The sequence below is a fragment of the Streptomyces sp. NEAU-174 genome (genome assembly GCF_052665095.1).
The window spans coordinates 263,997-283,980 of the sequence record NZ_JBQTCE010000001.1; the positions used below are offsets into that span (position 1 = coordinate 263,997).

19 protein-coding genes and 1 riboswitch are annotated in these 19,984 nt (G+C 71.7%); of the genes, 8 read left to right on the forward strand and 11 right to left on the reverse strand.

The window, feature by feature from the left end:
• Positions 1–78 precede the first annotated feature (78 nt).
• The 3 genes from ACT2CW_RS01095 to thrC form a co-directional block, all read right to left on the reverse strand.
• A complete protein-coding gene (locus ACT2CW_RS01095; protein WP_009716982.1) occupies positions 79–285 on the reverse strand; it encodes a cold-shock protein in 207 nt (68 codons plus the stop codon).
• 408 nt (positions 286–693) lie between these two features.
• Complete coding sequence (locus ACT2CW_RS01100; protein ID WP_037960442.1) at positions 694–972, reverse strand: MoaD/ThiS family protein; 279 nt, start codon at positions 970–972, stop codon at positions 694–696.
• The gene (gene thrC, locus ACT2CW_RS01105; protein ID WP_164425374.1) at positions 969–2,261 is read right to left on the reverse strand and encodes a threonine synthase; all 1,293 of its coding nucleotides are present in this window, start codon (positions 2,259–2,261) and stop codon (positions 969–971) included. The genes ACT2CW_RS01100 and thrC overlap by 4 nt, the downstream gene beginning before the upstream one ends.
• Positions 2,262–2,279: 18 nt before the next feature.
• Positions 2,280–2,421: riboswitch (SAM riboswitch) on the reverse strand.
• A 199-nt stretch (positions 2,422–2,620) separates the two neighbouring features.
• On the opposite strand from thrC, the gene ACT2CW_RS01110 reads away from it, so the two are divergent.
• Entirely contained in the window at positions 2,621–3,568 is a 948-nt protein-coding gene (locus tag ACT2CW_RS01110; protein WP_445515663.1) for a glucosyl-3-phosphoglycerate synthase, read from the forward strand.
• Between the two features lie 183 nt (positions 3,569–3,751).
• The gene (locus ACT2CW_RS01115) at positions 3,752–5,230 is read left to right on the forward strand and encodes an alpha,alpha-trehalose-phosphate synthase (UDP-forming) (protein WP_445515193.1); all 1,479 of its coding nucleotides are present in this window, start codon (positions 3,752–3,754) and stop codon (positions 5,228–5,230) included.
• Positions 5,231–5,524: 294 nt separating this feature from the next.
• On the opposite strand, the gene otsB is transcribed toward ACT2CW_RS01115, so the two are convergent.
• From otsB to ACT2CW_RS01130, 3 genes are all read right to left on the reverse strand, one after another.
• Positions 5,525–6,376 (reverse strand): trehalose-phosphatase, encoded by an 852-nt coding sequence (otsB, locus tag ACT2CW_RS01120; RefSeq protein ID WP_401644485.1) that lies wholly within the window; start codon positions 6,374–6,376, stop codon positions 5,525–5,527.
• Positions 6,377–6,505: 129 nt separating this feature from the next.
• Positions 6,506–6,808 (reverse strand): DUF3263 domain-containing protein, encoded by a 303-nt coding sequence (locus ACT2CW_RS01125; RefSeq protein WP_445515194.1) that lies wholly within the window; start codon positions 6,806–6,808, stop codon positions 6,506–6,508.
• Positions 6,809–6,839: 31 nt separating this feature from the next.
• Positions 6,840–8,123 carry an extracellular solute-binding protein gene (locus tag ACT2CW_RS01130; protein ID WP_445515195.1) on the reverse strand — a complete coding sequence of 428 codons (1,284 nt, stop codon included), beginning with the start codon at positions 8,121–8,123 and terminating at the stop codon, positions 6,840–6,842.
• Positions 8,124–8,414: 291 nt separating this feature from the next.
• On the opposite strand from ACT2CW_RS01130, the gene ACT2CW_RS01135 reads away from it, so the two are divergent.
• The 3 genes from ACT2CW_RS01135 to ACT2CW_RS01145 all read left to right on the forward strand — a co-directional run bounded on the left by ACT2CW_RS01135 (position 8,415) and on the right by ACT2CW_RS01145 (position 11,947).
• Complete coding sequence (locus ACT2CW_RS01135; protein WP_445515196.1) at positions 8,415–9,347, forward strand: ROK family protein; 933 nt, start codon at positions 8,415–8,417, stop codon at positions 9,345–9,347.
• A complete protein-coding gene (gene nagA / locus ACT2CW_RS01140) occupies positions 9,347–10,666 on the forward strand; it encodes an N-acetylglucosamine-6-phosphate deacetylase (RefSeq protein ID WP_445515197.1) in 1,320 nt (439 codons plus the stop codon). The genes ACT2CW_RS01135 and nagA overlap by 1 nt, the downstream gene beginning before the upstream one ends.
• 318 nt (positions 10,667–10,984) lie before the next feature.
• Positions 10,985–11,947, forward strand: coding sequence for a 1-phosphofructokinase family hexose kinase (locus ACT2CW_RS01145; protein WP_164425364.1), 963 nt, complete (start codon positions 10,985–10,987; stop codon positions 11,945–11,947).
• A 186-nt stretch (positions 11,948–12,133) separates the two neighbouring features.
• Here ACT2CW_RS01145 and ACT2CW_RS01150 read toward each other — a convergent pair whose 3' ends face one another.
• Both ACT2CW_RS01150 and cdgB read right to left on the reverse strand, forming a co-directional pair.
• Entirely contained in the window at positions 12,134–13,126 is a 993-nt protein-coding gene (locus ACT2CW_RS01150; protein WP_445515198.1) for a CBM35 domain-containing protein, read from the reverse strand.
• Between the two features lie 265 nt (positions 13,127–13,391).
• Positions 13,392–15,083, reverse strand: coding sequence for a diguanylate cyclase CdgB (cdgB, locus tag ACT2CW_RS01155; protein ID WP_445515199.1), 1,692 nt, complete (start codon positions 15,081–15,083; stop codon positions 13,392–13,394).
• 404 nt (positions 15,084–15,487) lie between these two features.
• On the opposite strand from cdgB, the gene ACT2CW_RS01160 reads away from it, so the two are divergent.
• The gene (locus tag ACT2CW_RS01160) at positions 15,488–15,988 is read left to right on the forward strand and encodes a flavin reductase family protein (protein ID WP_445515200.1); all 501 of its coding nucleotides are present in this window, start codon (positions 15,488–15,490) and stop codon (positions 15,986–15,988) included.
• Positions 15,989–16,192: 204 nt separating this feature from the next.
• Here ACT2CW_RS01160 and arfB read toward each other — a convergent pair whose 3' ends face one another.
• Positions 16,193–16,630 (reverse strand): alternative ribosome rescue aminoacyl-tRNA hydrolase ArfB, encoded by a 438-nt coding sequence (gene arfB / locus ACT2CW_RS01165; RefSeq protein WP_445515201.1) that lies wholly within the window; start codon positions 16,628–16,630, stop codon positions 16,193–16,195.
• Between the two features lie 174 nt (positions 16,631–16,804).
• On the opposite strand from arfB, the gene ACT2CW_RS01170 reads away from it, so the two are divergent.
• Complete coding sequence (locus ACT2CW_RS01170) at positions 16,805–17,380, forward strand: TerD family protein (protein ID WP_037956321.1); 576 nt, start codon at positions 16,805–16,807, stop codon at positions 17,378–17,380.
• Between the two features lie 93 nt (positions 17,381–17,473).
• Here the strand turns inward: ACT2CW_RS01170 and ACT2CW_RS01175 are convergent, their stop codons facing one another.
• Positions 17,474–18,070 carry a Uma2 family endonuclease gene (locus ACT2CW_RS01175; protein WP_078642106.1) on the reverse strand — a complete coding sequence of 199 codons (597 nt, stop codon included), beginning with the start codon at positions 18,068–18,070 and terminating at the stop codon, positions 17,474–17,476.
• A 69-nt stretch (positions 18,071–18,139) separates the two neighbouring features.
• Positions 18,140–18,736, reverse strand: coding sequence for a TetR family transcriptional regulator (locus tag ACT2CW_RS01180; protein WP_445515202.1), 597 nt, complete (start codon positions 18,734–18,736; stop codon positions 18,140–18,142).
• Positions 18,737–18,836: 100 nt separating this feature from the next.
• On the opposite strand from ACT2CW_RS01180, the gene ACT2CW_RS01185 reads away from it, so the two are divergent.
• Positions 18,837–19,847 (forward strand): NAD(P)-dependent alcohol dehydrogenase, encoded by a 1,011-nt coding sequence (locus ACT2CW_RS01185; protein WP_445515203.1) that lies wholly within the window; start codon positions 18,837–18,839, stop codon positions 19,845–19,847.
• Positions 19,848–19,984 lie beyond the last annotated feature (137 nt).

The window sequence follows — 19,984 nt, forward strand, 5'->3', positions numbered from 1 at the left end:
GCACGCCGAAGGGTCCGTACCCTGTTCGGGGCACGGACCCTTCAGATTTGTTCGTTTCAGCTGCGTCGCGTCGGCGCGTCAGCCTACGGCCACGCGGACCATGTCGGCCTGCGGGCCCTTCTGACCCTGCGAGATCTCGAACTCGACCCGCTGGCCTTCCTCGAGGGTGCGGTACCCGTCCATCTGGATCGCGCTGTAGTGGACGAACACGTCCGCACCACCGTCGACCGCGATGAAGCCGTACCCCTTCTCCGCGTTGAACCACTTGACGGTGCCCTGAGCCATTCCTAACTCCCCTATTGCTGGCCCTTGCGCAGGACCGCACTCCGCGGACCCGGGTCAGACCTCACCCCCCGGATGTGGGGGGTGTGCGCCGGAACGCGTCGACCGCCGCTGAATGTATCCGTCCCAACGCCCTCTGCAACAGGTCAATCGGACGAGAATTCTGGGCACGGTCGAACGGTTAAAAGTGAGAAATTATGTGAAGTTCGGGCAAGCCGGGCCGGACATAAGGAACCAACCCGACAATTCGCGCTCACACTTTACGCACAACTTGACGAGTTCTCATATGTGGCTCCGACCCCGGAGCCGTCGGGGAATCCGGGCAACTGTATCGCGATTCCACACACGGAATCGCCCCGTCCGGTTGTCCCCGGACGGGGCGATGCCAAAGGTGAGGAGGGGGGCGCGGGGTCAGCAGCCGCCCGCGACCGCCGGGATGATCGAGATCCCGGCGCCGTCCGGGGTCGCCGTGGCCAGGCCGTCGGCGAAGCGGACGTCGTCGTCGTTGACGTAGACGTTCACGAAGCGGCGGAGCTTGCCGGTGTCGTCCAGGACGCGCGCCGAGATGCCCGCGTGGTTCTTCTCCAGGTCCGCCAGGACCTCGGCGAGGGTCGCGCCCTCGGCCGGGACCTCTGCCTGACCGCCGGTGTAGGTGCGGAGGATGGTCGGGATTCGGACGTTGACGCTCATGCGAGGCCAGCCTCTCGGAACGAGTCAAGGGTGGGTCGGATGATGGCGGAGGGACCCGTGGTGGGGGCCACCGCGTCGAGGGTCTTGAGGCCGTCGCCGGTGTTGAGCACGACGGTCGTCAGGGACGGGTCGAGCAGACCGTCCTCGATCAGCTTCTTGGTCACGCCGACGGTCACGCCGCCCGCGGTCTCCGCGAAGATCCCCTCGGTGCGGGCCAGCAGCTTGATGGCGTCGACGATCTGCTCGTCGTTCACGTCCTCCACCGCGCCGCCCGTACGGCGGGCGATGTCCAGGACGTACGGGCCGTCCGCGGGGTTGCCGATGGCCAGCGACTTGGCGATGGTCCGCGGCTTCTGCGGCCGTACGACGTCATGGCCGGCCTTGAAGGCGGCGGAGACCGGGGAGCAGCCCTCGGCCTGGGCGCCGAAGATCTTGTAGGGCCGGTCCTCGACCAGCCCGATCGCGATCAGCTCCTTCAGCCCCTTGTCGATCTTGGTGAGCTGGGAGCCGGAGGCGATCGGGATGACGATCTGGTCCGGCAGCCGCCAGCCGAGCTGCTCGCAGATCTCGTACGCCAGGGTCTTGGAGCCCTCGCCGTAGTACGGCCGCAGATTGACGTTGACGAAGCCCCAGCCCTCGCCCGCGGGGTCGCCAATCAGCTCGCTGCAAAAGCGGTTGACGTCGTCGTAGGTGCCCTCGATGCCGACCAGCTCACCGCCGTAGACCGCGGCCATGACGACCTTGCCCGCCTCCAGGTCGTGCGGGATGAAGACGCAGGAGCGGAAGCCCGCGCGGGCGGCCGCGGCGCCCACCGCGCCGGCGAGGTTGCCGGTGGAGGAGCAGGAGAGGGTGGTGAAGCCGAAGGTGCGGGCGGCCTGGACGGCGATGGCGACGACCCGGTCCTTGAAGGAGTGGGTCGGGTTCCCGGAGTCGTCCTTGATGTGCAGCTCACCGGTGACGCCGAGCTCACGGGCGAGGTGGTCGGCCTTGACCAACTGGGTGAAGCCGGGGTTCAGGCTCGGCAGCTGCGCCACGTCCGCGGGGACGGGCAGCAGCGGGGCATAGCGCCAGATGCTGTTCGGACCGGCCTCGATCTGTCGGCGCAGCCCCTCCGGGTCGCCGGCCGGGAGCTCGTACGCGATCTCGAGGGGCCCGAAACAGGCCTCACACGCGAAGATCGGCCCCAGCTCGAAGCGCTCACCGCACTCCCGGCAGGACAATGCGACGGCGGGGCCGAAGGCACCGGAGGTGGAGGAGGTCGTTGAGCTTTCTACTGACTGCACAGCCATGGATGGCGAGGCCCTTTCTCCTCATCTTCCTCGCGACGCATTTCGCCACGAGACGGAATTGGCACCTTCCCGAGCTGGGAGCCTCGCTGCGGAATGCGAGATCAGCTGGAGGGTTGCCGGGGCTTCAACGGGCCGTTCCCTCTGCCCCTCTGGATGAGCGGTATGGCGCCGGGCGGACCCGGGGCGTTTGTCGGCACCAGCGTCGTCGGTACGTCGGTACCTCGGTAAACGTCGAGGTCGACCCCGACATACGACGGCCATGTGCGTTGTTCAAGACTGTAACCGAAGGCCCGGATGGTTGAGGTAGCCGTCCGATGCGCGAGATGGGTCACAGCGACCACAGCAGGGGAGAGACACAGGTGCTGGATGAGGTGGAGCGCTGGCTGAAGCGCCGCTCCTGGTCTGCCGACGACCGTCCGCTGGATCGCCTGCTGGCCGCGAAGCGGTCCGCGGCGACGACGGTGAGCGTGGTCCTGCCCGCCCTGAACGAGGAGGCCACGGTCGGCGAGATCGCCGACACGATCCGGCGTGAGCTGATGGGCGAGGCGATGTCGCTGGTGGATGAGCTGGTGGTGCTGGACTCCGGTTCCACGGACCGCACCGCCGAGGTCGCCGCGGCGGCGGGCGCCACCGTCGTCCCCCGCGACTCGCTGCTGCCCCGGCTGCCCGCGCTGCCCGGCAAGGGCGAGGTGCTGTGGCGGTCCCTGCTGGCCACCAGCGGCGACATCGTCTGCTTCATCGACGCCGACCTGCGGGAATTCGAACCGCGCTTTGTCTCGGGGATCGTCGGTCCGCTGCTGACCGACCCCACGCTGCACCTGGTGAAGGGCATGTACGACCGCCCGCTCGGCGAGCTGGCGGGCCAGGGCGGCCGGGTCACCGAGCTGGTCGCCCGCCCGCTGCTGAATCTGCACTGGCCCCAGCTGGCCGGATTCGTCCAGCCGCTGGGCGGGGAGTACGCGGCGCGCCGCTCGCTGCTGGAGCGGCTGCCCTTCCCGGTCGGCTACGGCGTCGAGCTCGGGCTGCTGGTGGACGCGCTGCACACGGTGGGGCTCGACGCGCTCGGCCAGGTGGACATCGGGGTACGCAAACACCGCCACCAGGACGGGCAGGCGCTCGGCCGGATGGCGGCCGCGATCTACCGCACCGCACAGCTGCGGCTGGCCAGGGGCCACTTGGTGCGGCCGCGGCTGACCCAGTTCGACCGGGGCGAGAACGGCTTCGAGCCGCGCACCACGGCGGTGGACACCGAGGAGCGGCCGCCGATGGTCGAGGTCCCGGAGTACACGGCGCGGCGCGCGGCGTAACGCACGGGGTGACGCGTGGCGTGACGCACGGGGTGACGCGCGGCGTGACGCACGGCGTGACACGTGGCGTGACGCCGTGCGTCTCGGCGCTCACGTGGCTGGAACCGGGAACCGGAATAGCACCTACGGGGCAAGAAACCGTACGTACGTTTGCGCGGGGCCGCGCCTGGCTAGGCTCGCGACATGGCAGTTCCGCGCACCGCCCCGATCCTGGTCGCGTCCAACCGCGGCCCGGTCTCGTACACCCTGGGCGAGGACGGCTCGCTCACCGCCCGGCGCGGCGGTGGCGGGCTGGTCTCCGGGCTCAGCGCGATCGGCCCCGAGTCGGGCGGGGTGTGGGTGTGCGCGGCGCTCGGCGAGGGCGACCGCGAGGCGGCGCGGCGGGCCGGGGACAGCCATCTGAACCCCGGTGACACCGGCGGCCAGCAGGTGCGGATGCTCGACATCGCGCCGGACGTCTTCGCCGCCGCGTACAACGGCGTGGCCAATTCGGTGCTGTGGTTCGTCCACCATCTGCTCTACCAGACCCCGGTCGAGCCGGTCTTCGACGCGGAGTTCGCCGAGCAGTGGGCGGCCTACGAGAGCTATAACGCGGCCTTCGCGGACGCGCTTGCCCAGGAGGCGGTGGACGAGGCCGTCGTCCTGGTGCAGGACTACCACTTGGCGCTGGTGCCCGCGATGCTCCGCGAGCGCCGCCCCGATCTGCGGATCGGTCACTTCTCCCACACCCCGTGGGCCCCACCGGACTACTACCGGCTGCTGCCGGACGACGTCGCGGCGGGTGTGCTGCGCGGCATCCTCGGCGGCGACCGCGCCGCGTTCCTCACCGAGCGCTGGGCCACCGCCTTCGCCGACTGCTGCGCGGCGGTGCTGGGCGCGGAGATCGTCCGCGACGATAGCGGTAGCGGTAGCGGTGGCGGTGGCGGCATGGTGACGGCCGTGCGCTTCGAGGGCCGGGAGACCCGGCTGGGCGTCCACGGCCTGGGCGCCGACGCGGACTTCCTGCGGGAGCGGTCGCGCCGGGCCGATGTGGACGAACGGCTGAGCACTCTGCGGGCGCAGATCGGGCCGGGCCGGAAGTCGATCGTCCGGGTGGACCGCACCGAGCTGTCCAAGAACATCGTGCGCGGGCTGCTGGCCTACCGGCGGCTGCTGGAGACCCGTCCCGAATGGCGCGAGCGCGTGGTGCACGTCGCGTTCGCCTACCCCTCGCGCCAGGACCTCGCGGTCTACCGCGACTACACGGAGCGGGTGCGGCGGATCGCGGACGAGATCAACGAGGAGTACGGCACGGAGGGGTGGACCCCGGTCGCCCTGCATGTGAAGGACGACTTCGCCCGGTCCCTCGCGGCCTACCGGCTGGCGGACGTGGCCCTGGTCAACCCGATCCGGGACGGGATGAACCTGGTGGCCAAGGAGGTCCCGGTGGTCTCCGAGCGGGGCTGCGCGCTGGTGCTGTCCCGGGAGGCGGGCGCGTACGCCGAGCTGGGCGAGGACGCGCTGGTGGTGAACCCGTACGACGTGGAGGGCACGGCCCGCGCGCTGCATGAGGCGCTGCGCATGAGCGACGACGAGCGCGCGGACCGCACGAAGCGGCTCGCCGCCGCGGCGACCGCGCTACCGCCACAGGCCTGGTTCCTGGCGCAGCTGCGGGCGCTGTGACGGCTCGGCCCGGGTGAGTAACGCGCCCCGGGCACAAGGCGCGGCGCGGCGCGCTCGCGTCACGGCCCGGCTTACGGACACGGCCCCCGGGCGCCGGACGCGATCCGGATGCCGGGCGGGCGAGCCGCTGTCCCGCCCAGCCCTAAGCGCTCCGCTGGAAGTGTCGCGATGGGTCGTCGGCCGACTGCGGCGCCGTCGTGGCTGGTCGCGCCCGCGCGGCGGAGCCGCACATCGACACGGCCCCGCGCCCCTTCGGGGCGCTGCCCGAACCGTAGCGGACTTCCTCCGACCTGCTTAGGCGGCTTCGTCGCTGACCGCGGCGGCCAGAGCCGACAGCAGGTCCACCACGCCCGCCGGGCCGTCCACCACCAGGTCGGCCCGCTTGGCGAGCTCGGTCACCTCCGTGCTGCCGCTGCACACCAGCAGCCCCGGCACGCCCTCCTCGCGCAGCCGCTCCACCGCCGCGAACGCGGCCAGGTCGCCCAGGTCGTCGCCCGCGTAGAGCACGGCTTCCGCGCCCGTCCGCCGTACGTAGTCGATGAGCGCGACGCCCTTGTCCATGCCCGGCGGCCGCAGCTCCAGCACCAGTCGGCCAGGCTCGACGATCAGCCCGTGGCGCTCGGCGAGGGCGTGCAGCGGCGCGCGCAGCCGCTCGAACGTGGCCTGGGGGTCCTCGGCACGGCGCGTGTGGACGGCGACGGCGCGGCCCTTGTCCTCGATCCACGTACCGCGCGAGGCGCCGTGCTCCTCGAGGACGGCGGGGAGTTCGGCCTGGACGGCGGCGACGCCGGGGTGCGGGTCGGGCGCCTGGACCTCGCCGCTGCCCGCGTCCCAGCGCTCGGCGCCGTAGAGGCCGAGGACGACGAGCCCGTCCAGCCCCTCGGCCCCGGCGAAGCCGCCGTACCGTACGGCGATCTCGGCCGGCCGTCCGGTGATCACCGCGACCGAGCGCATCCGCGGGGCCAGCCGGGAGAGCGCGGGGACGGCGCCGGGGTGGGCGCGGGCCTGGTCGGGGTCGGGGACGATCTCGGCGAGGGTGCCGTCGAAGTCGAGTCCGACGACGGCGCGCCCGGGCCGTGCGAGAAGGGCGACGAGGCCCTCACGACCGGCGGAGGTGGTGGGTACGGGGACGGGGTGACTTCCCATAGCGCTGCCCATGCCGGCGACCCTACCGGCCCCGCCAACACAACGGGCCCCACCCGGCCGTTCCCCCGGTGACCGGCCCCCACGATCGCCCCCCGGTGCACGGTTCCGGCCGTCCCGCCCCGCGGCGCGTCAGCGCCTTCCTCGGCGTTCCTCCCTGATCCGGCGCAGTCGGTTGACGGTCACCGGGTCGTGTTCCAGGGCCCTGGGGTCGTCAAGCAGCGCGTTCAGCAGCTGGTAGTAGCGGGTCGGGGAGAGGCCCAACCCCTCCCGTATGGCCCGCTCCTTGGCGCCGGGGCCCGGCCAGCCGCGCCGCTCCACGGCGAGGACGGCCAGGTCGCGCTCCGACAGCCCGGTGTCCGCGCCCGGCTCCGCTTCCCCGGCCTGGTCGGCGGGGTCTTCGGAAGGGCCGGGGTCGGGCGTGTCCACTGTCATGCCCCCGCATTCTCCATGGCGTCGGCGTCTGTCATGCCCCGGCATTCTCCATGGCGTCGGCCTCGCGCTGGATCTGGCCCAGCACGCTCGCCGGGTCGCCGCCCTTGGCCACGGTCGAGCCGATCTTCTGCTTGATCAGCTTGCTGACCTCCGCCCAGGAGGTCTTGTCGGCCGGGTAGAACTCCGCGGTCTCCAGCTCGTCCAGGAACCGCCACAGCCGCTTGTACTCACGGTCGCCGAGCATCGTCTGCTCGACGGCGGTGGTCACCGGCAGCAGGTCGTACTCGGTGACGAAGTCCAGCACGTTGTCCTCGGTGTAGACGAAGTCGAGGAACTTCCCGATCTCCTTACGGTGGCCGTTCTGCTTGAAGGCCATCAGCCAGTCGGCGACGCCCATCGTCGACGGGGACTTGCCTCTGCGGCCGGGCAGCGGCGCGGTGCCGTAGGCGATGCCGTGGCCGGACGCCTGCTGCATCAGGGTGGGGTGGCCGTTGAGCATGCCGACCTCGCCGCGGACGAAGGCGTCGAAGGTGTCCTGCCGGTTGGTGCGGGCGGGGGAGCCGGGGCCGGTGAGGTCCGCGCCGACGAGTTCGTCACGCAGCCATTCGAAGGCCTCGATGTTCTGGGTGGAGTCGATGGTGTAGCTGCCGTTGGGGTCGGTGTAGCCGCCACCGCCGCTGAGCATCCACATCATGGTCTCGGCCTGGCACTCCTCGGGGCCGAGCGGCAGCCCGTACGGGATCTTCACCCCGTTGGCCTTGAGCCGGACGGCCGCCTCCTTGAGCTCGTCCCAGCTGGTGGGGGCGGAGGATATCCCGGCCCGGTCGAAGAGCTTCTTGTTGTAGAAGAGCAGCCGGGCGCTGGCCACGAACGGCACTCCGTACTGCACCCGCCGCACCTCACCCGCATGGGCGATCGAGGTGATGAAACCGGCCTGGGTGGGGATGGAGAGCATCTCGTCGGCGCGGTAGAGCTTGCCCTGCGCGGCGTAGTCGGCGTACGCGCCGATCTGTGCGATGTCCGGGGCCTGACCGTTCTTGACCATCTCGGCCACCCGGCGGTCCACCTCGGTCCAGCTGTAGACCTTGACGTCGACCTTGAGGCCGCTGTTCTTGGCCTCGAAGGCCCGGACCACCTTGTTCCAGTACTTCTGGGAGCTGTTGGCGGTGCTGTCGCCGTAGTCGGCCGCGACCACCTTCAGGGTGACATCACCGCCGGAGCCGGAGCTTTCGCTGCCGCAGGCGGTGAGTCCTGGTGCCGTCGCCACCGCCGCGACCCCTGCCGTTGTCAGACCCAAGAACCGTCGCCGCTGCACCGCTGTTTTCCCACCCTATGGCTTGTTTCATCCTCAAGGGTCCTCCCCCGAGGTCGAGCGAGTCTGCCTTGCAAACCTCCACAAGGTCTACACCATGGGCATATCGCTTCGGTATCAGAGCCCAAATGCCCAGGTGAGCGAGGTGCTACACGCGTAAGTGGGATGTGTCACCCAGTCACAAACGGAGGGGTTGGTTCACACCAACTCCGCTACGGGCGACGGCGTGAACTCCCGACGAGAAGCGGCGAGTGGACTAGACCTCTCATGGTGGATCGCGCGAGACTGTTCCATGTGAAACACGTCATCGCCCTGGATGTGGGCGGCACCGGTATGAAGGCCGCCCTGGTCGGGGCGGACACCACACTCCTCCACGAGGCCAGGAGGCCCACCGAGCGGGAGCGCGGGCCCGAGGCGGTCGTGGCCGCGATCCTCGACTTCGCCGCCGAGCTGCGCGAGATCGGCGAGCGGCGGTTCGGCGGGCCCCCGCTGGCCGCGGGGGTCGGGGTGCCCGGGGTCCTGGACGAGGGCCGCGGGGTGGCCGTCTTCGCCGCCAACCTCGGCTGGAGCGACGTCCCGCTGCGGGCACTGCTCACCGAGCGGCTGGGCGGGATCCCGGTCGCGCTCGGCCATGACGTCCGGCTGGGCGGGCTGGCCGAGGGGCGCATAGGAGCGGGCGAGGGCGCACGGCGCTTCCTGTTCGTCTCCGTCGGCACCGGCATCGCGGGCGCCATCGGTGTCGACGGGCGCATCGACCCCGGGACCCATGGCTCCTCCGGCGAGATCGGCCACATCGTCGTCCGGCCGGGCGGCGCCGCCTGCGGCTGCGGTCAGTCCGGCTGTCTGGAGACGCTCGCCTCGGCGGCCGCGGTGGGCCGCGCCTGGGCCGCCGCGAGCGGCGATCCGGCCGCCGACGCCGCCGACTGCGCCAAGGCCGTACGGTCCGGCGATCCCAGGGCCGTGGCCGTGTGGGGGGAGATGGTGGGCGCGCTCGCCGACGGCCTGGTCACCGGCCTCACCCTGCTGGACCCCGGTGTGCTGATCGTCGGCGGTGGGCTGGCCGAGGCCGGGGAGACGCTGTTCGCACCGCTGCGCACCGCGGTCGAGGAGCGGCTCACCTTCCAGCAGCTCCCCCGTATCGTCCCGGCGGCCCTCGGGGACACCGCCGGCTGCCTGGGCGCGGGTCTGCTCGCCTGGGACCGACTCTCCACGGAGGTAACCGCCTGATGGTCCAGCGAACGCATCTCACCGGCGCCCGGGTGGTCCTGCCGGACGGCGTGGTCGACAACGGGCGGGTGACGGTCGAGGGCACGCGCATCACGGCGGCGGGACCGGCGACCGGGCCGACGGGTGGGCCGGTGGCGGGACCGGCGACCGGACCCGCGGGGGGACCGGCGGCCAGACCCGCGGCGGAGCCGGCGGCCGGACCCGCGGCGGATTCCGCGCCCGGCCACGCGGATTCCGGCGGCGGGCGGGCGTTCGACCTGGCGGGCGACCTGGCGGGCGAGCAGGCGCTCGACCTGGCGGGCGGCTGGATCGTCCCCGGCTTCGTGGATCTGCATGTGCACGGCGGCGGCGGTGCCTCGTTCTCGGCGGGCACCCCCGAGGAGGCCCTGACCGCCATTGGTACGCACCGGCGGCACGGCACCACCACGATGCTCGCCTCCACCGTCACCGGCGACCTGGACGACCTCGCCCGGCAGGCCGCCGCCCTCTCGGAGCTGGTGGAGCAGGGCGAGTTGGCGGGCATCCACTTCGAGGGGCCGTTCATCTCCCCCCACCGCTGCGGCGCCCACCAGCCCTCGCTGCTGCGCGCGCCCGATCCGGCGGATGTGCGCAAGCTGGTGGACGCGGCGCGCGGCACCGCGCGGATGATGACCCTCGCCCCCGAGCTGCCGGGCGGGCTGGAGTCCGTACGGCTGCTGGCCGACAGCGGGGTCCTCGCGGCCGTCGGCCACACCGACTCGACGTACGAGGCGACGCTGGAGGCCGTCGAGGCGGGCGCGACCGTGGCGACCCACCTGTTCAACGCGATGCCGTCGCTGCTGCACCGCGCCCCCGGCCCGGTGGCCGCGCTGCTGGAGGACGAGCGGATCACCGTGGAGCTGATCAACGACGGCACCCATCTGCACCCCGCCGTCCTGGGGCTGGCCTTCCACCGGGCGGGCGCGGACCGGGTCGCCTTCATCACCGACGCGATGGGCGCGGCGGGCATGAGCGACGGCCGCTATCCGCTCGGCCCCATGGAGGTCGAGGTCAAGGACGGTGTCGCGCGGATCAGCGACGGGCCGACGGCCGGTTCCATCGCGGGCTCCACCCTCACCCTGGACCGGGCCTTCCGGCGGGCCGTCACGATCGACGGGCTCGGCGTCGAGGCGGCCGTAAGGGCGCTGTCCGCGACCCCCGCCCGGGTGCTGGGCATCGCCGACCGGGTGGGTTCGCTCGAGCCCGGCAAGGACGCCGATCTCGTCGTGCTCGACGACGACTTCCGGCTGCGGGGCGTGATGCGCCGGGGCGCTTGGGTGGTCCGTCCCGAACTGAGCTGAAGTGCCCTGGTTTCAGGTGGCGGTGACGGGGTGTTGCCACTGTCGGACGCTGTCCGGAATGACGCGGAGGTCTGGGCCGAAGCCACTCGTTTTGGCATGATCGCTCGGGCACGGGAACGGGCAGGCACGACTCGGGTACGCACGGCTCGGGTACGCACGGCTCGGGTACGCACGGCTCGGGTACGCACGGCTCGGGTACGCACGGCTCGGGTACGCACGGCTCGGGTACGCACGGCTCGGGTACGCACGGCTCGGCACACAGTCGCATTCAGCACAGGAGTCTCCGTCCGGCGGGGGGACGGGAGAGGGGATGCCAGGGTGATCCTCACGGTCACGCTCAACACCGCCCTCGACGTCACCTACCGGGTGCCGGAACTGCGCCCGCACACCACCCACCGCGTCACCGAGGTCACCGAACGACCCGGCGGCAAGGGCCTCAACGTGGCCCGGGTGCTGTCCGCGCTGGGCCATGACACCGTCGTCACCGGCTTCGTCGGCGGGGTCACCGGTGCGGTGCTGCGGCAGCTGCTCGCCGAGTTCGCCACGCCCGGCGGCGGCCCCAAGGCCCCTCGTGGCACGATCACCGACGCGCTGGTCCCGATCGCCGGCACCACCCGGCGCACCATCGGCGTCGTGGACGCCGCCACGGGTGACACCACCCAGCTCAACGAGCCGGGCCCGATCGTCACCACCCCCGAGTGGTCCACCTTCATGGACCGTTACGGCCGGCTGCTGCGCGAGGCGTCGGCGGTCGCGCTGTGCGGCAGCCTGCCGCCCGGGGTCCCCGTCGGGACGTACGCCCAGCTCATCCGCGAGGCGCACGCGGCGGGCGTGCCCACGCTGCTGGACACCAGCGGCGAACCGCTGCGCCGGGGCATCGCCGCCCGCCCCCACCTCGTCAAGCCCAACGCCGATGAGCTCGCCGGGCTCACCGGCTCCACCGACCCGCTGCGCGCCGCGCGCGACGCCCGGCGGCGCGGGGCACGCGCGGTGGCCGCCTCGCTGGGCCCGGACGGCATGCTCATGGTCACCGCCCACGGCGCCTGGCGCGCCACCCCACCGCGCCGGCTGACGGGCAATCCGACGGGCGCCGGGGACGCGGCGGTCGCGGGGCTGCTGTCCGGGCTGGTCGAGGAGGCCCCCTGGCCGGACCGGCTGGCCCGCGCCGTCGCCCTGTCGGCGGCCGCCGTAAGGGCCCCGGCGGCGGGCGAGTTCGACCGTGCGGTCTACGACGAGGCGCTGACGCGGATCGAAGTGACGGAACACCCAGCAGCAGCCTGACCAACCACGGAGCGCCGTCCCGGCCCTACGGGGTGTCCGGCGGCTCCGCCACGCGGCAGGGGCTCCGCCCCTGGCCCCCGGGGTCTGGGGCGGAGCCCCAGTTTCGGGAAGGGGCGGGGAGGGGAGCAGCCCGCCGCAGGCGTACGCGTACCGCCGGACACCACCCAGCCCTTGCCCAGCCCCTGGTTACCCCTTGGCCTTGGCGAGCCACATCTGGTCCAGGTTGGCATCGCACTTGTCGCCGGGGTCGCACGACAGGGTGATCGTATTGGTGCCCTTCGTGAGCTGGACGATCGACCAGGTCTCCGTCCAGCCCTTCTCGTAGTCACCCTTCGGCCCGCCCGAGAAGTTCTTCATGTTGAGCGGCCGCGTCTCCTTCTTGCCGTTGATCGTCAGCGACATGCTCTGGTCCTCGCCGGGCACGCCGTAGGTGACGTACAGCCGGTAGGACTTCGCCTTGGCCACGTCCACGTTCCAGGTCGCGGACGAGCCCGGGGTGTTGAGCCCGCCCACGTAGGTGCCGCCCGCGGCCTTGGCGCCCTTGATGTCGCTCGCGGGGGCCGCGCCGCCGGTCAGCTTCATCTTCGCGGCGTCCTCGATGGGCAGCTTTTCCTCGCCCGGGCCCTTGGAGGGCCCGGAGGGTTCGCTGGGCTGGACGCTGGAGCCCGCCGTCGGCTGACCGGTCGGGTCGGCCTTGTCGTCCTTGTTGTCGTCACCGTTGGTGATCATGGCGACGCCGATGCCCACGAGAACCACCGCGACCACGGCGATGGCGCCGATGAGCAGCCCCTTGTTGTTGGGGCCCCGGCCGCCTCCGCCATGGCCGCCGCGCGGGGCGGCCGCACCGGGCTGGCGGGGGGCGCCGCCGGGCAGGGTCTCGGGGGCGGCGTAGTGGGCGTTCTGCCGGCCGTAGCCGCCCTGCTGGCCGTAACCCTGCGGCTGCTGGTTCGGGATCTGCTGGCCGTAGTTGCGCTCACCCACCGCGCGGACCTGGTTGTACGAGGTGCGGGGAACCCCCGGCTGGGCCGGGCCTGGGTAGCCATAGCCACCGGTGCGGGGGGCGGCACCCGGCTGGCCCGACTGACCGCCCTCGTTCCCTTGATCGCCCTCCGAGCGATACAGGTACGCGAACGGGTCGTCGTTCTCCGGTGTGCCCGAGCCGTTGTTGCCGGCCGTCATCCCTCGTCACTCCCCTATGCATATGGCCATCGGCGCGGGATCAGAACGCGCCACGACAGCTCATATCAGGGTCGAGAGGGCCTCAACAGGGCGTGTGCTGTCCGGATGGCCAATATTCATGATCGGTTCACTGTCGGCGGCAGGGCCGCATCGGCGCAGCCTACCGCGCCCGACCGTCCCCCTACCTCATCCGGCCCGGCGGCGCTCACCTCCCACCCGCCGACATATCTCACAATCACCCCGCGCCCGCACCGCCCCGCACCCCTCACCCCGCCCGGCGGCGCTCCTTGGAGCGGGACCGCTTCTCGATGTACATCCGCTGGTCAGCGGAGTGCAAAACCTCTTCGGCCGACATTCCGCAGCCCGCCCAGCCGATACCGAAGCTGGCACCGACCCGGACCGCCCGGCCGTCCACCCGGATGGGCGGAATGATCGCGTTCCGCAGCCGCACCGCCAGGTCAGCCGCGTCGGCCCGGCCGAGGCCGTCGGCGAGGACGACGAACTCGTCACCGCCGAGGCGGGCGACCGTGTCCCCTTCCCGCACTCCGTTGGTCAGCCGCCGGGCGACCTCGATGAGCACGGCGTCGCCCGCGTGGTGCCCGAACCGGTCGTTGATGGACTTGAAGCCGTCGAGGTCGCAGAAGAGCACCGCGAGCCCCTTGTGGCCGTCGTCGATGTCGGAGTCCTCGTTGGGCGGGACGGTGTGCACATGGCCGTCGAACGGGGCGGTCTCGACCGGGGGCGGGGTGCCGAAGAACTCGAACTCGTCGAAGCCGTGCAGATGCCCCGCCGCGTCCACATAGACCCCGCCGGAGCCCGCGGCACCGCCGTCCGGGGCGCCCACGTCCTCGTACCCCCCGCCCGGCCGGGGCGCGGTGGCGCACAGCCGGGCGGCGAGCCGGGCGCGCAGCTCGGCGCTGTTGGGCAGGCCGGTCAGCGAGTCATGGCTGGCGCGGTGGGCGAGCTGGAGCTCATGGCGCTTGCGCTCCTCGATGTCCTCGACATGGGTGAGCAGGAAGCGCGGGCCGTCGGCGGCGTCGGCCACCACCGAGTTGCGCAGCGAGACCCAGACGTACGAACCGTCGCGGCGGGCCAGCCGCAGCTCGGCGCGGCCGCCCTCGGCGGAGGTGCGCAGCAGGGTGCCGATGTCCTCGGGGTGGACCAGGTCGGAGAAGGAGAAGCGGCGCATCGCGGAGGCCGGGCGGCCCAGCAGCCGGCACAGGGCGTCGTTGGTGCGCAGCAGCCGGCCGTGCTGATCGCCGCCCATCTCGGCGATGGCCATGCCGCTGGGCGCGTACTCGAACGCCTGCCGGAAGGACTCCTCGCTGGCGCGCAGCGCCTGCTGCTCGCGCTCCAGGCGCAGCAGGGCGCGCTGCATATTGCCGCGCAGCCGGGCGTTGCCGATCGCGACGGCGGCGTGGAAGGCGTACATCTGGAGGGCCTCGCGGCCCCAGGCGCCGGGGTGGCGGCCGTTGCGCGGTTTGTCGACGGACAGGACGCCGATGAGCTCGCCGCCGGAGGCGCCCGCCGCGTAGAGCGGGGCGAACAGGCGGTCCATCGGATGCCATTCGTCCGGGAAACGGGGGGCGGGTCCCGGGGTGTGCCACTGCGGGACGTCGTCGTCGTCGAGGACCCAGCCCTCGCTGTACGGGATGAAGCGCAGATCGCCCCAGCGCTCGCCCATGGCCAGCCGGCGCTCCCAGGAGGATCGGGAGCCGACCCGCCCGGCCATCAGCGCCTCGGCCCCGGCGCTGCCGCCGACCGCGGCGACGACGAGGTCACCGTCGGGGCGGACGAGGTTGACGGCCGACAGCTCGAAGCCGAGCCCGGCGATGACGCCGTCGGCGACGGCCTGGAGCGTGTCGGCGAAGCTGCGGGCGGTGTTCAGATCGGCGACCACCTGGTGCAGCTGCCGCAGGGTCGCAAGGCGGATGTACGGCTCCGACTCGGTCTCCATCGATCGCACTCCCCCGAGACCTCGACAGCAAACTCCTGGCGTCTTGTCGTCCGATTGCCACGGCCACTGAATCACAGCGAGCTGCCCACTCGGTACACAGGGTCAACAATTACTGCCTGCTGTGACTCATGTCACAGACCGTGTTCACTTCTTCAACAGAGCGGGTGGGAGCGCTCCTAGTTTTTGTGATCGCAAATCCCGGAACGAGGGCGCCTGGCCTTGCAAGGCGGCCACTCGGGAAGCCCGGACGCCCCCGGCCCGACGCCGGGCTTACGGCCCGCGACCTACGCCCGGAGTGGTCCCCGGGCCCGATGCGGGGACCGGCCGGGGGCGGTTAGCGTCGAAGGGTGTTCCCGACGACTCCTTCCAGCCCAGCCGAGCCCGCCGTCCCCCATGCTGGTGGGGTGAGCGAGGACGAGTTCCGCACCGCGCTGTCGCGGTTCACCGCGGGTGTGGTGCTGGTGACCGCGCACGACCCGGAGGAGGGGCCGCGCGGCGAGGACGTCGGCATGACGGCCACCGCGTTCATGTCAGTGTCACTTGACCCGCCGCTGGTGATGGTGAGCGTTCGCAACGGGTCCCGGATGGACGAGCTCCTGGAGCGACAGCCCCACTGGGCGGTATCGGTCCTGTCGGAGAGTCAGCGGCACATCGCGGGACGATTCGCCATGAAGGGGCGCATCAGCGACAGATTGCTGTTCGAGGACATGCCCGTGGTGCGGGGCGAGCATACGGACGCGCCGCTCGCGGTGGGCTCACTGGCGACGCTGGAGTGCCGCACCGAGCAGCGGGTGACGGCCGGGGACCACACGCTGGTGGTGGCCCGGGTGCTCGCCGCGGCGGCACCGGCCGCGGAGGGCGGGCCGCTGACGTACTTCAGGGGGCGCTACCGGGCGCTGGGGTGAGGGGGCACCGAAGAAGCTGGGGCGCGGGCGGCGAGGAAGCTGGACGCGGGACACCGTAGAAGCTGGGGCGCGGGGCCGCACCGAAGACGTGGCGACCGGGGAACGGTGAGCGCGCGGCCCGGCCCGGTCGCCCCGGCCCGGCCGACCCAGCCCGGCCCGGTCCGCCCCGGTCCGGCCCGGGGCTATGTCCAGCCCGGCCCGTGGCTACGTCCAGCCCCGCCCCGTACGCCCCCGCTTGGTCTCGCTCCGCTGCTTCTTCTCGCGCAGCCGCCGCTCGTTGATGCCTCGGGGGATCCGGGTGGGGCGGCGCGGCTTGGGCGGCGGCGCGGTCGCCTCCGCGAGCAGTGACGCGAGCCTTACGGCGGCCGTCTCGCGGTTACGCCACTGCGAACGGTGCTCGGAGGCCCGTACGGTCACCACTCCGTCCGCCAGCCGGCCCGCCAGCCGCTCCAGGGCGCGCTCCTTCCATACGGGCGGCAGCGCCTCGGTGCGGGCGAGGTCGAAGCGCAGCTCGACCTGGCTGTCGCTGGTGTTGACGTGTTGTCCACCGGGCCCGGAGGACCGCGAGAAACGCCACATCAACTCGGCCTCCGGCAGGAAGACCGAACCTCGGATGACATAGGGCGCGGGCATGTCCCCCATGGTCGCCTCCCGACCCCGGTGACGTCATCTTGTTATCTCGTCGCACTCCGACATCAGGGTTTGGCAAAGAAAGTAAAGAGAGCTGGAACCTGTCGGGCCATCCATGGCGTTGTGGAGGGTGACGACGGCTTCGCCCGTCGCCTCGGACCATCGAGACCACGAAAGGGACTCCCCATGGCTGTAAGCCTGTCCAAGGGCGGCAACGTCTCGCTCACCAAGGAGGCACCGGGCCTGACCGCCGTCACGGTCGGCCTCGGCTGGGACGTCCGCACCACCACGGGCACCGACTTCGACCTCGACGCGAGCGCCATCGCCGTGAACACGCAGGGCAAGGTCTACTCCGACCAGCACTTCGTGTTCTTCAACAACAAGTCCACGCCGGACCAGACCATCGTCCACACCGGTGACAACGTCACCGGCCAGGGCGAGGGCGACGACGAGCAGATCAACGTCAACCTGGCCGGGCTGCCGGCCGACGTGGAGAAGATCGTCTTCCCGGTCTCGATCTACGAAGCCGAGTCCCGCAGCCAGAACTTCGGCCAGGTGCGGAACGCGTTCATCCGCATCGTCAACCAGGCCGGCGGCACCGAGATCGCCCGCTACGACCTGAGCGAGGACGCCGCCACCGAGACCGCCATGGTCTTCGGCGAGCTGTACCGCAACGGCGCGGAGTGGAAGTTCCGCGCCGTGGGCCAGGGCTACGCCTCCGGCCTGGTGGGCATCGCCAAGGACTTCGGCGTCAACGTCTGAGGTCCCACCAGCGCACCACCACCAAGGGCCGCCCCCCACCCGGGGCGGCCCTCGCCGTGTCCGTGGCCATGTCCACGCTGAAGGGGAAGGGGGTCAGAACTCGCTGGTGTCCAGGTCGAACCCGAGAGGTTCGGGCAGCGACAGCGGCTGGGAGATGTCGACCTCGACCTTGCGGGTGTACCTCTTCCCAGCGGGCAGGGAGTGCAGGACGGCCTGGTTCCGCTCCCGGTCGATCAGCAGGTAGAACGGGATGCCCGCCGCCGCGTAGCCCCGCAGTTTGGGGCCCCGATCGTTGTCGGCGGTCGAATGTGACGTGACCTCGCCGACGAGCATCACCGCTCCGGGGTCGTGGTACTCCAAGGAGTCGTCAAAGCTCCCCTTGGGCGCGATGACGATGTCCGGAACGACCTTGCCGGTGGCCGAAGCTCCAGGAACGAGGAGCCCAAGCCCAGTACGCGTCCGCAGTTCCTTGTTCGTGCGACGACTGGTCACCTGGTCCGCGACCTCGGACACAATCTCTTCGTGCTCGCCATTAGCGGGAGGCACCACGTGGATTTCCCCTTCGATCAATTCCACGCGCCATCCCTCGGGGGCTGCCGCGCTCAACGCCACGAAGGCTTCCTCGACCGATGAAGCGGTGCTCTCGCCACTGTCCGTGCGCGCCTCGCGCTCGGGAGCCGTCAGTGCCACGGTGGACCTCCTTCGTACGGAGCGATGCTTCCAGCGTAGGCGAGCGGTCTCGGGCGACTGAGCCCGTTGTCACCCTTTCGGAGGACGATCCGCGCTTGCGCCGAAGGCGCCCGAGACCGCTTGGGTCAGGGCCTGCTTGCGGCGGGTGTGGATCTTGGGTGGGTCGTCGGGGGCGGCGGTGGCGGAGAGGCCGGCGGCGGACCAGGTCAGGGCCATGGCGAGGACCAGCGCGAGGATGTCCGGGGGGTCGATCGAGGCGGTGACACGGCCGGCGCGCTGGGCCTCGGCGATCGCCTCGAGTTTGACGGTGACGGCGGATGACTCGGTCACCAGGTTGTCGGTGACCACTCCCTCGAGCTTGGCCCAGGTGGCCAGGCGGATCAGCTCCGGCCGTTCGATGGCGGTCTCGTACAGCCGCACGGCGTACCGGGGGAGGTCGTCGGCCGTGAACGGGACGGCGTCGACGACGGCGTCGGCGTGGAGGCGGAAGACGGCGCCGAAGAGGCCGAGCTTGTCCCCGAAGTAGGCGTACAGCTGCGCCTTGTTGACGCCCGCGGCGGCCGCGATGCGGTCGACGCGGGCGCCCGCGATGCCGTGGGCGGCGAAGTCGGCGGTGGCCGCGTCGAGCAGGCGGCGGCGGGTGGCATCGCTTTTCCGGGGAGACACGGGTTCAGATTACCAACTGGTTAGTTGCCAACGCTGGGGGTGGGCGCGTAGCGTACAAAAATCCAACCAACTAGTTAGTTAGAAAATTGAGGTGGGACGCATGACCGTGCGCGCGTACGCGGTGGAGCAGGCCGGTGGGCCCGTACAGCCGCTCGAGTACGAGCCGGAGCCCCTGGGGCCGCTGGAGGTCGATGTCGCCGTGACGCACTGCGGCGTCTGCCAGACCGACATCGGCCTGGTCGACGACGTGTACGGCGTCTCCCGGTTCCCGGTGGTCGCGGGGCATGAGGCGGTCGGCGTGGTCGAGGCCGTGGGCAGCGCCGTCGACGGCACGCGGCTGGCCGTGGGGCAGCGCGTGGGCGTCGGCGCGGTGGCCGGGGCGTGCTTCAGCTGCGAGTGGTGCCTCACCGGCCGGCAGTTCCTGTGCCCGCACAAGGACGACACGGTGCTGCGCGGCGACCGCGGCGGGTTCGCCACCCGGGTGCGCGCGAGCGACTGGCGGTATGTCCAGCCCCTGCCCGACGCCCTCGCCTCCGAGCACGCGGCGCCGCTCATGTGCGCCGGGATCACGGTCTTCTCGGCGATCAGCCGGAACGGGGTCCGGCCCACGGACCGGGTCGCCGTGGTGGGCGTGGGCGGCCTGGGCCACCTCGCGATCCAGTTCCTCGCCAAGTGGGGCTGCCATGTGACCGCCATCTCCTCGACGGCGGCGAAGGCGGACGACGCCCGGCTGTTCGGCGCCCATGAGTTCATCGTCGCGGAGGAGGGGCTCGAGCGGGCCGCGGGCTCGTTCGACTTCATCCTCTCGACCGTCTCGGCCGATCTGCCGTGGGACGCGTATCTGGCGGCGCTGCGCCCGCAGGGGACGCTGTGCGTGGTCGGCGTTCCCCACGGGTCGTTCAGCTTCCACCCGTTGAGCCTGCTGCCGGGCGAGAAGCGGCTCGTCGGCGGCGTCGTGGGATCGGCTGAGGAGAACCGGCAGATGCTGGACTTCGCGGCGCGGCACGGTATCCGCCCGGTCGTCGAGACGTTCCCGGTCGCGCGCATCGGCGAGGCGCTCGACCACGTCCGCCACGGACGCGCGCGCTACCGGGCGGTGCTGGAGTTCTGAGGCCGGGGCCGCGCCCGCCGGAAACGCCGTCGCGCACGGCCCCTCGCGCAGAACCCGACACCTCCGCCACGGACCTGGGCCCCGCCGGGCGCCCCGCACACGCCCGCCGGGCGCCCCCCGGAAACGCCGTCACGCAC

What these genes read in the sequence shown, in the direction of transcription:
- ACT2CW_RS01125 (WP_445515194.1), bottom strand. Translation starts at nt 6,808, where the DNA reads ATGACAGTGGACACGCCCGACCCCGGCCCTTCCGAAGACCCCGCCGAC.
- ACT2CW_RS01150 (WP_445515198.1), bottom strand. Translation starts at nt 13,126, where the DNA reads ATGACGGCCGGCAACAACGGCTCGGGCACACCGGAGAACGACGACCCG.
- ACT2CW_RS01185 (WP_445515203.1), top strand. Translation starts at nt 18,837, where the DNA reads ATGACCGTGCGCGCGTACGCGGTGGAGCAGGCCGGTGGGCCCGTACAG.
- thrC (WP_164425374.1), bottom strand. Translation starts at nt 2,261, where the DNA reads ATGGCTGTGCAGTCAGTAGAAAGCTCAACGACCTCCTCCACCTCCGGT.
- nagA (WP_445515197.1), top strand. Translation starts at nt 9,347, where the DNA reads ATGGTCCAGCGAACGCATCTCACCGGCGCCCGGGTGGTCCTGCCGGAC.
- ACT2CW_RS01115 (WP_445515193.1), top strand. Translation starts at nt 3,752, where the DNA reads ATGGCAGTTCCGCGCACCGCCCCGATCCTGGTCGCGTCCAACCGCGGC.
- ACT2CW_RS01095 (WP_009716982.1), bottom strand. Translation starts at nt 285, where the DNA reads ATGGCTCAGGGCACCGTCAAGTGGTTCAACGCGGAGAAGGGGTACGGC.
- ACT2CW_RS01170 (WP_037956321.1), top strand. Translation starts at nt 16,805, where the DNA reads ATGGCTGTAAGCCTGTCCAAGGGCGGCAACGTCTCGCTCACCAAGGAG.
- otsB (WP_401644485.1), bottom strand. Translation starts at nt 6,376, where the DNA reads ATGGGAAGTCACCCCGTCCCCGTACCCACCACCTCCGCCGGTCGTGAG.
- arfB (WP_445515201.1), bottom strand. Translation starts at nt 16,630, where the DNA reads ATGGGGGACATGCCCGCGCCCTATGTCATCCGAGGTTCGGTCTTCCTG.
- cdgB (WP_445515199.1), bottom strand. Translation starts at nt 15,083, where the DNA reads ATGGAGACCGAGTCGGAGCCGTACATCCGCCTTGCGACCCTGCGGCAG.
- ACT2CW_RS01100 (WP_037960442.1), bottom strand. Translation starts at nt 972, where the DNA reads ATGAGCGTCAACGTCCGAATCCCGACCATCCTCCGCACCTACACCGGC.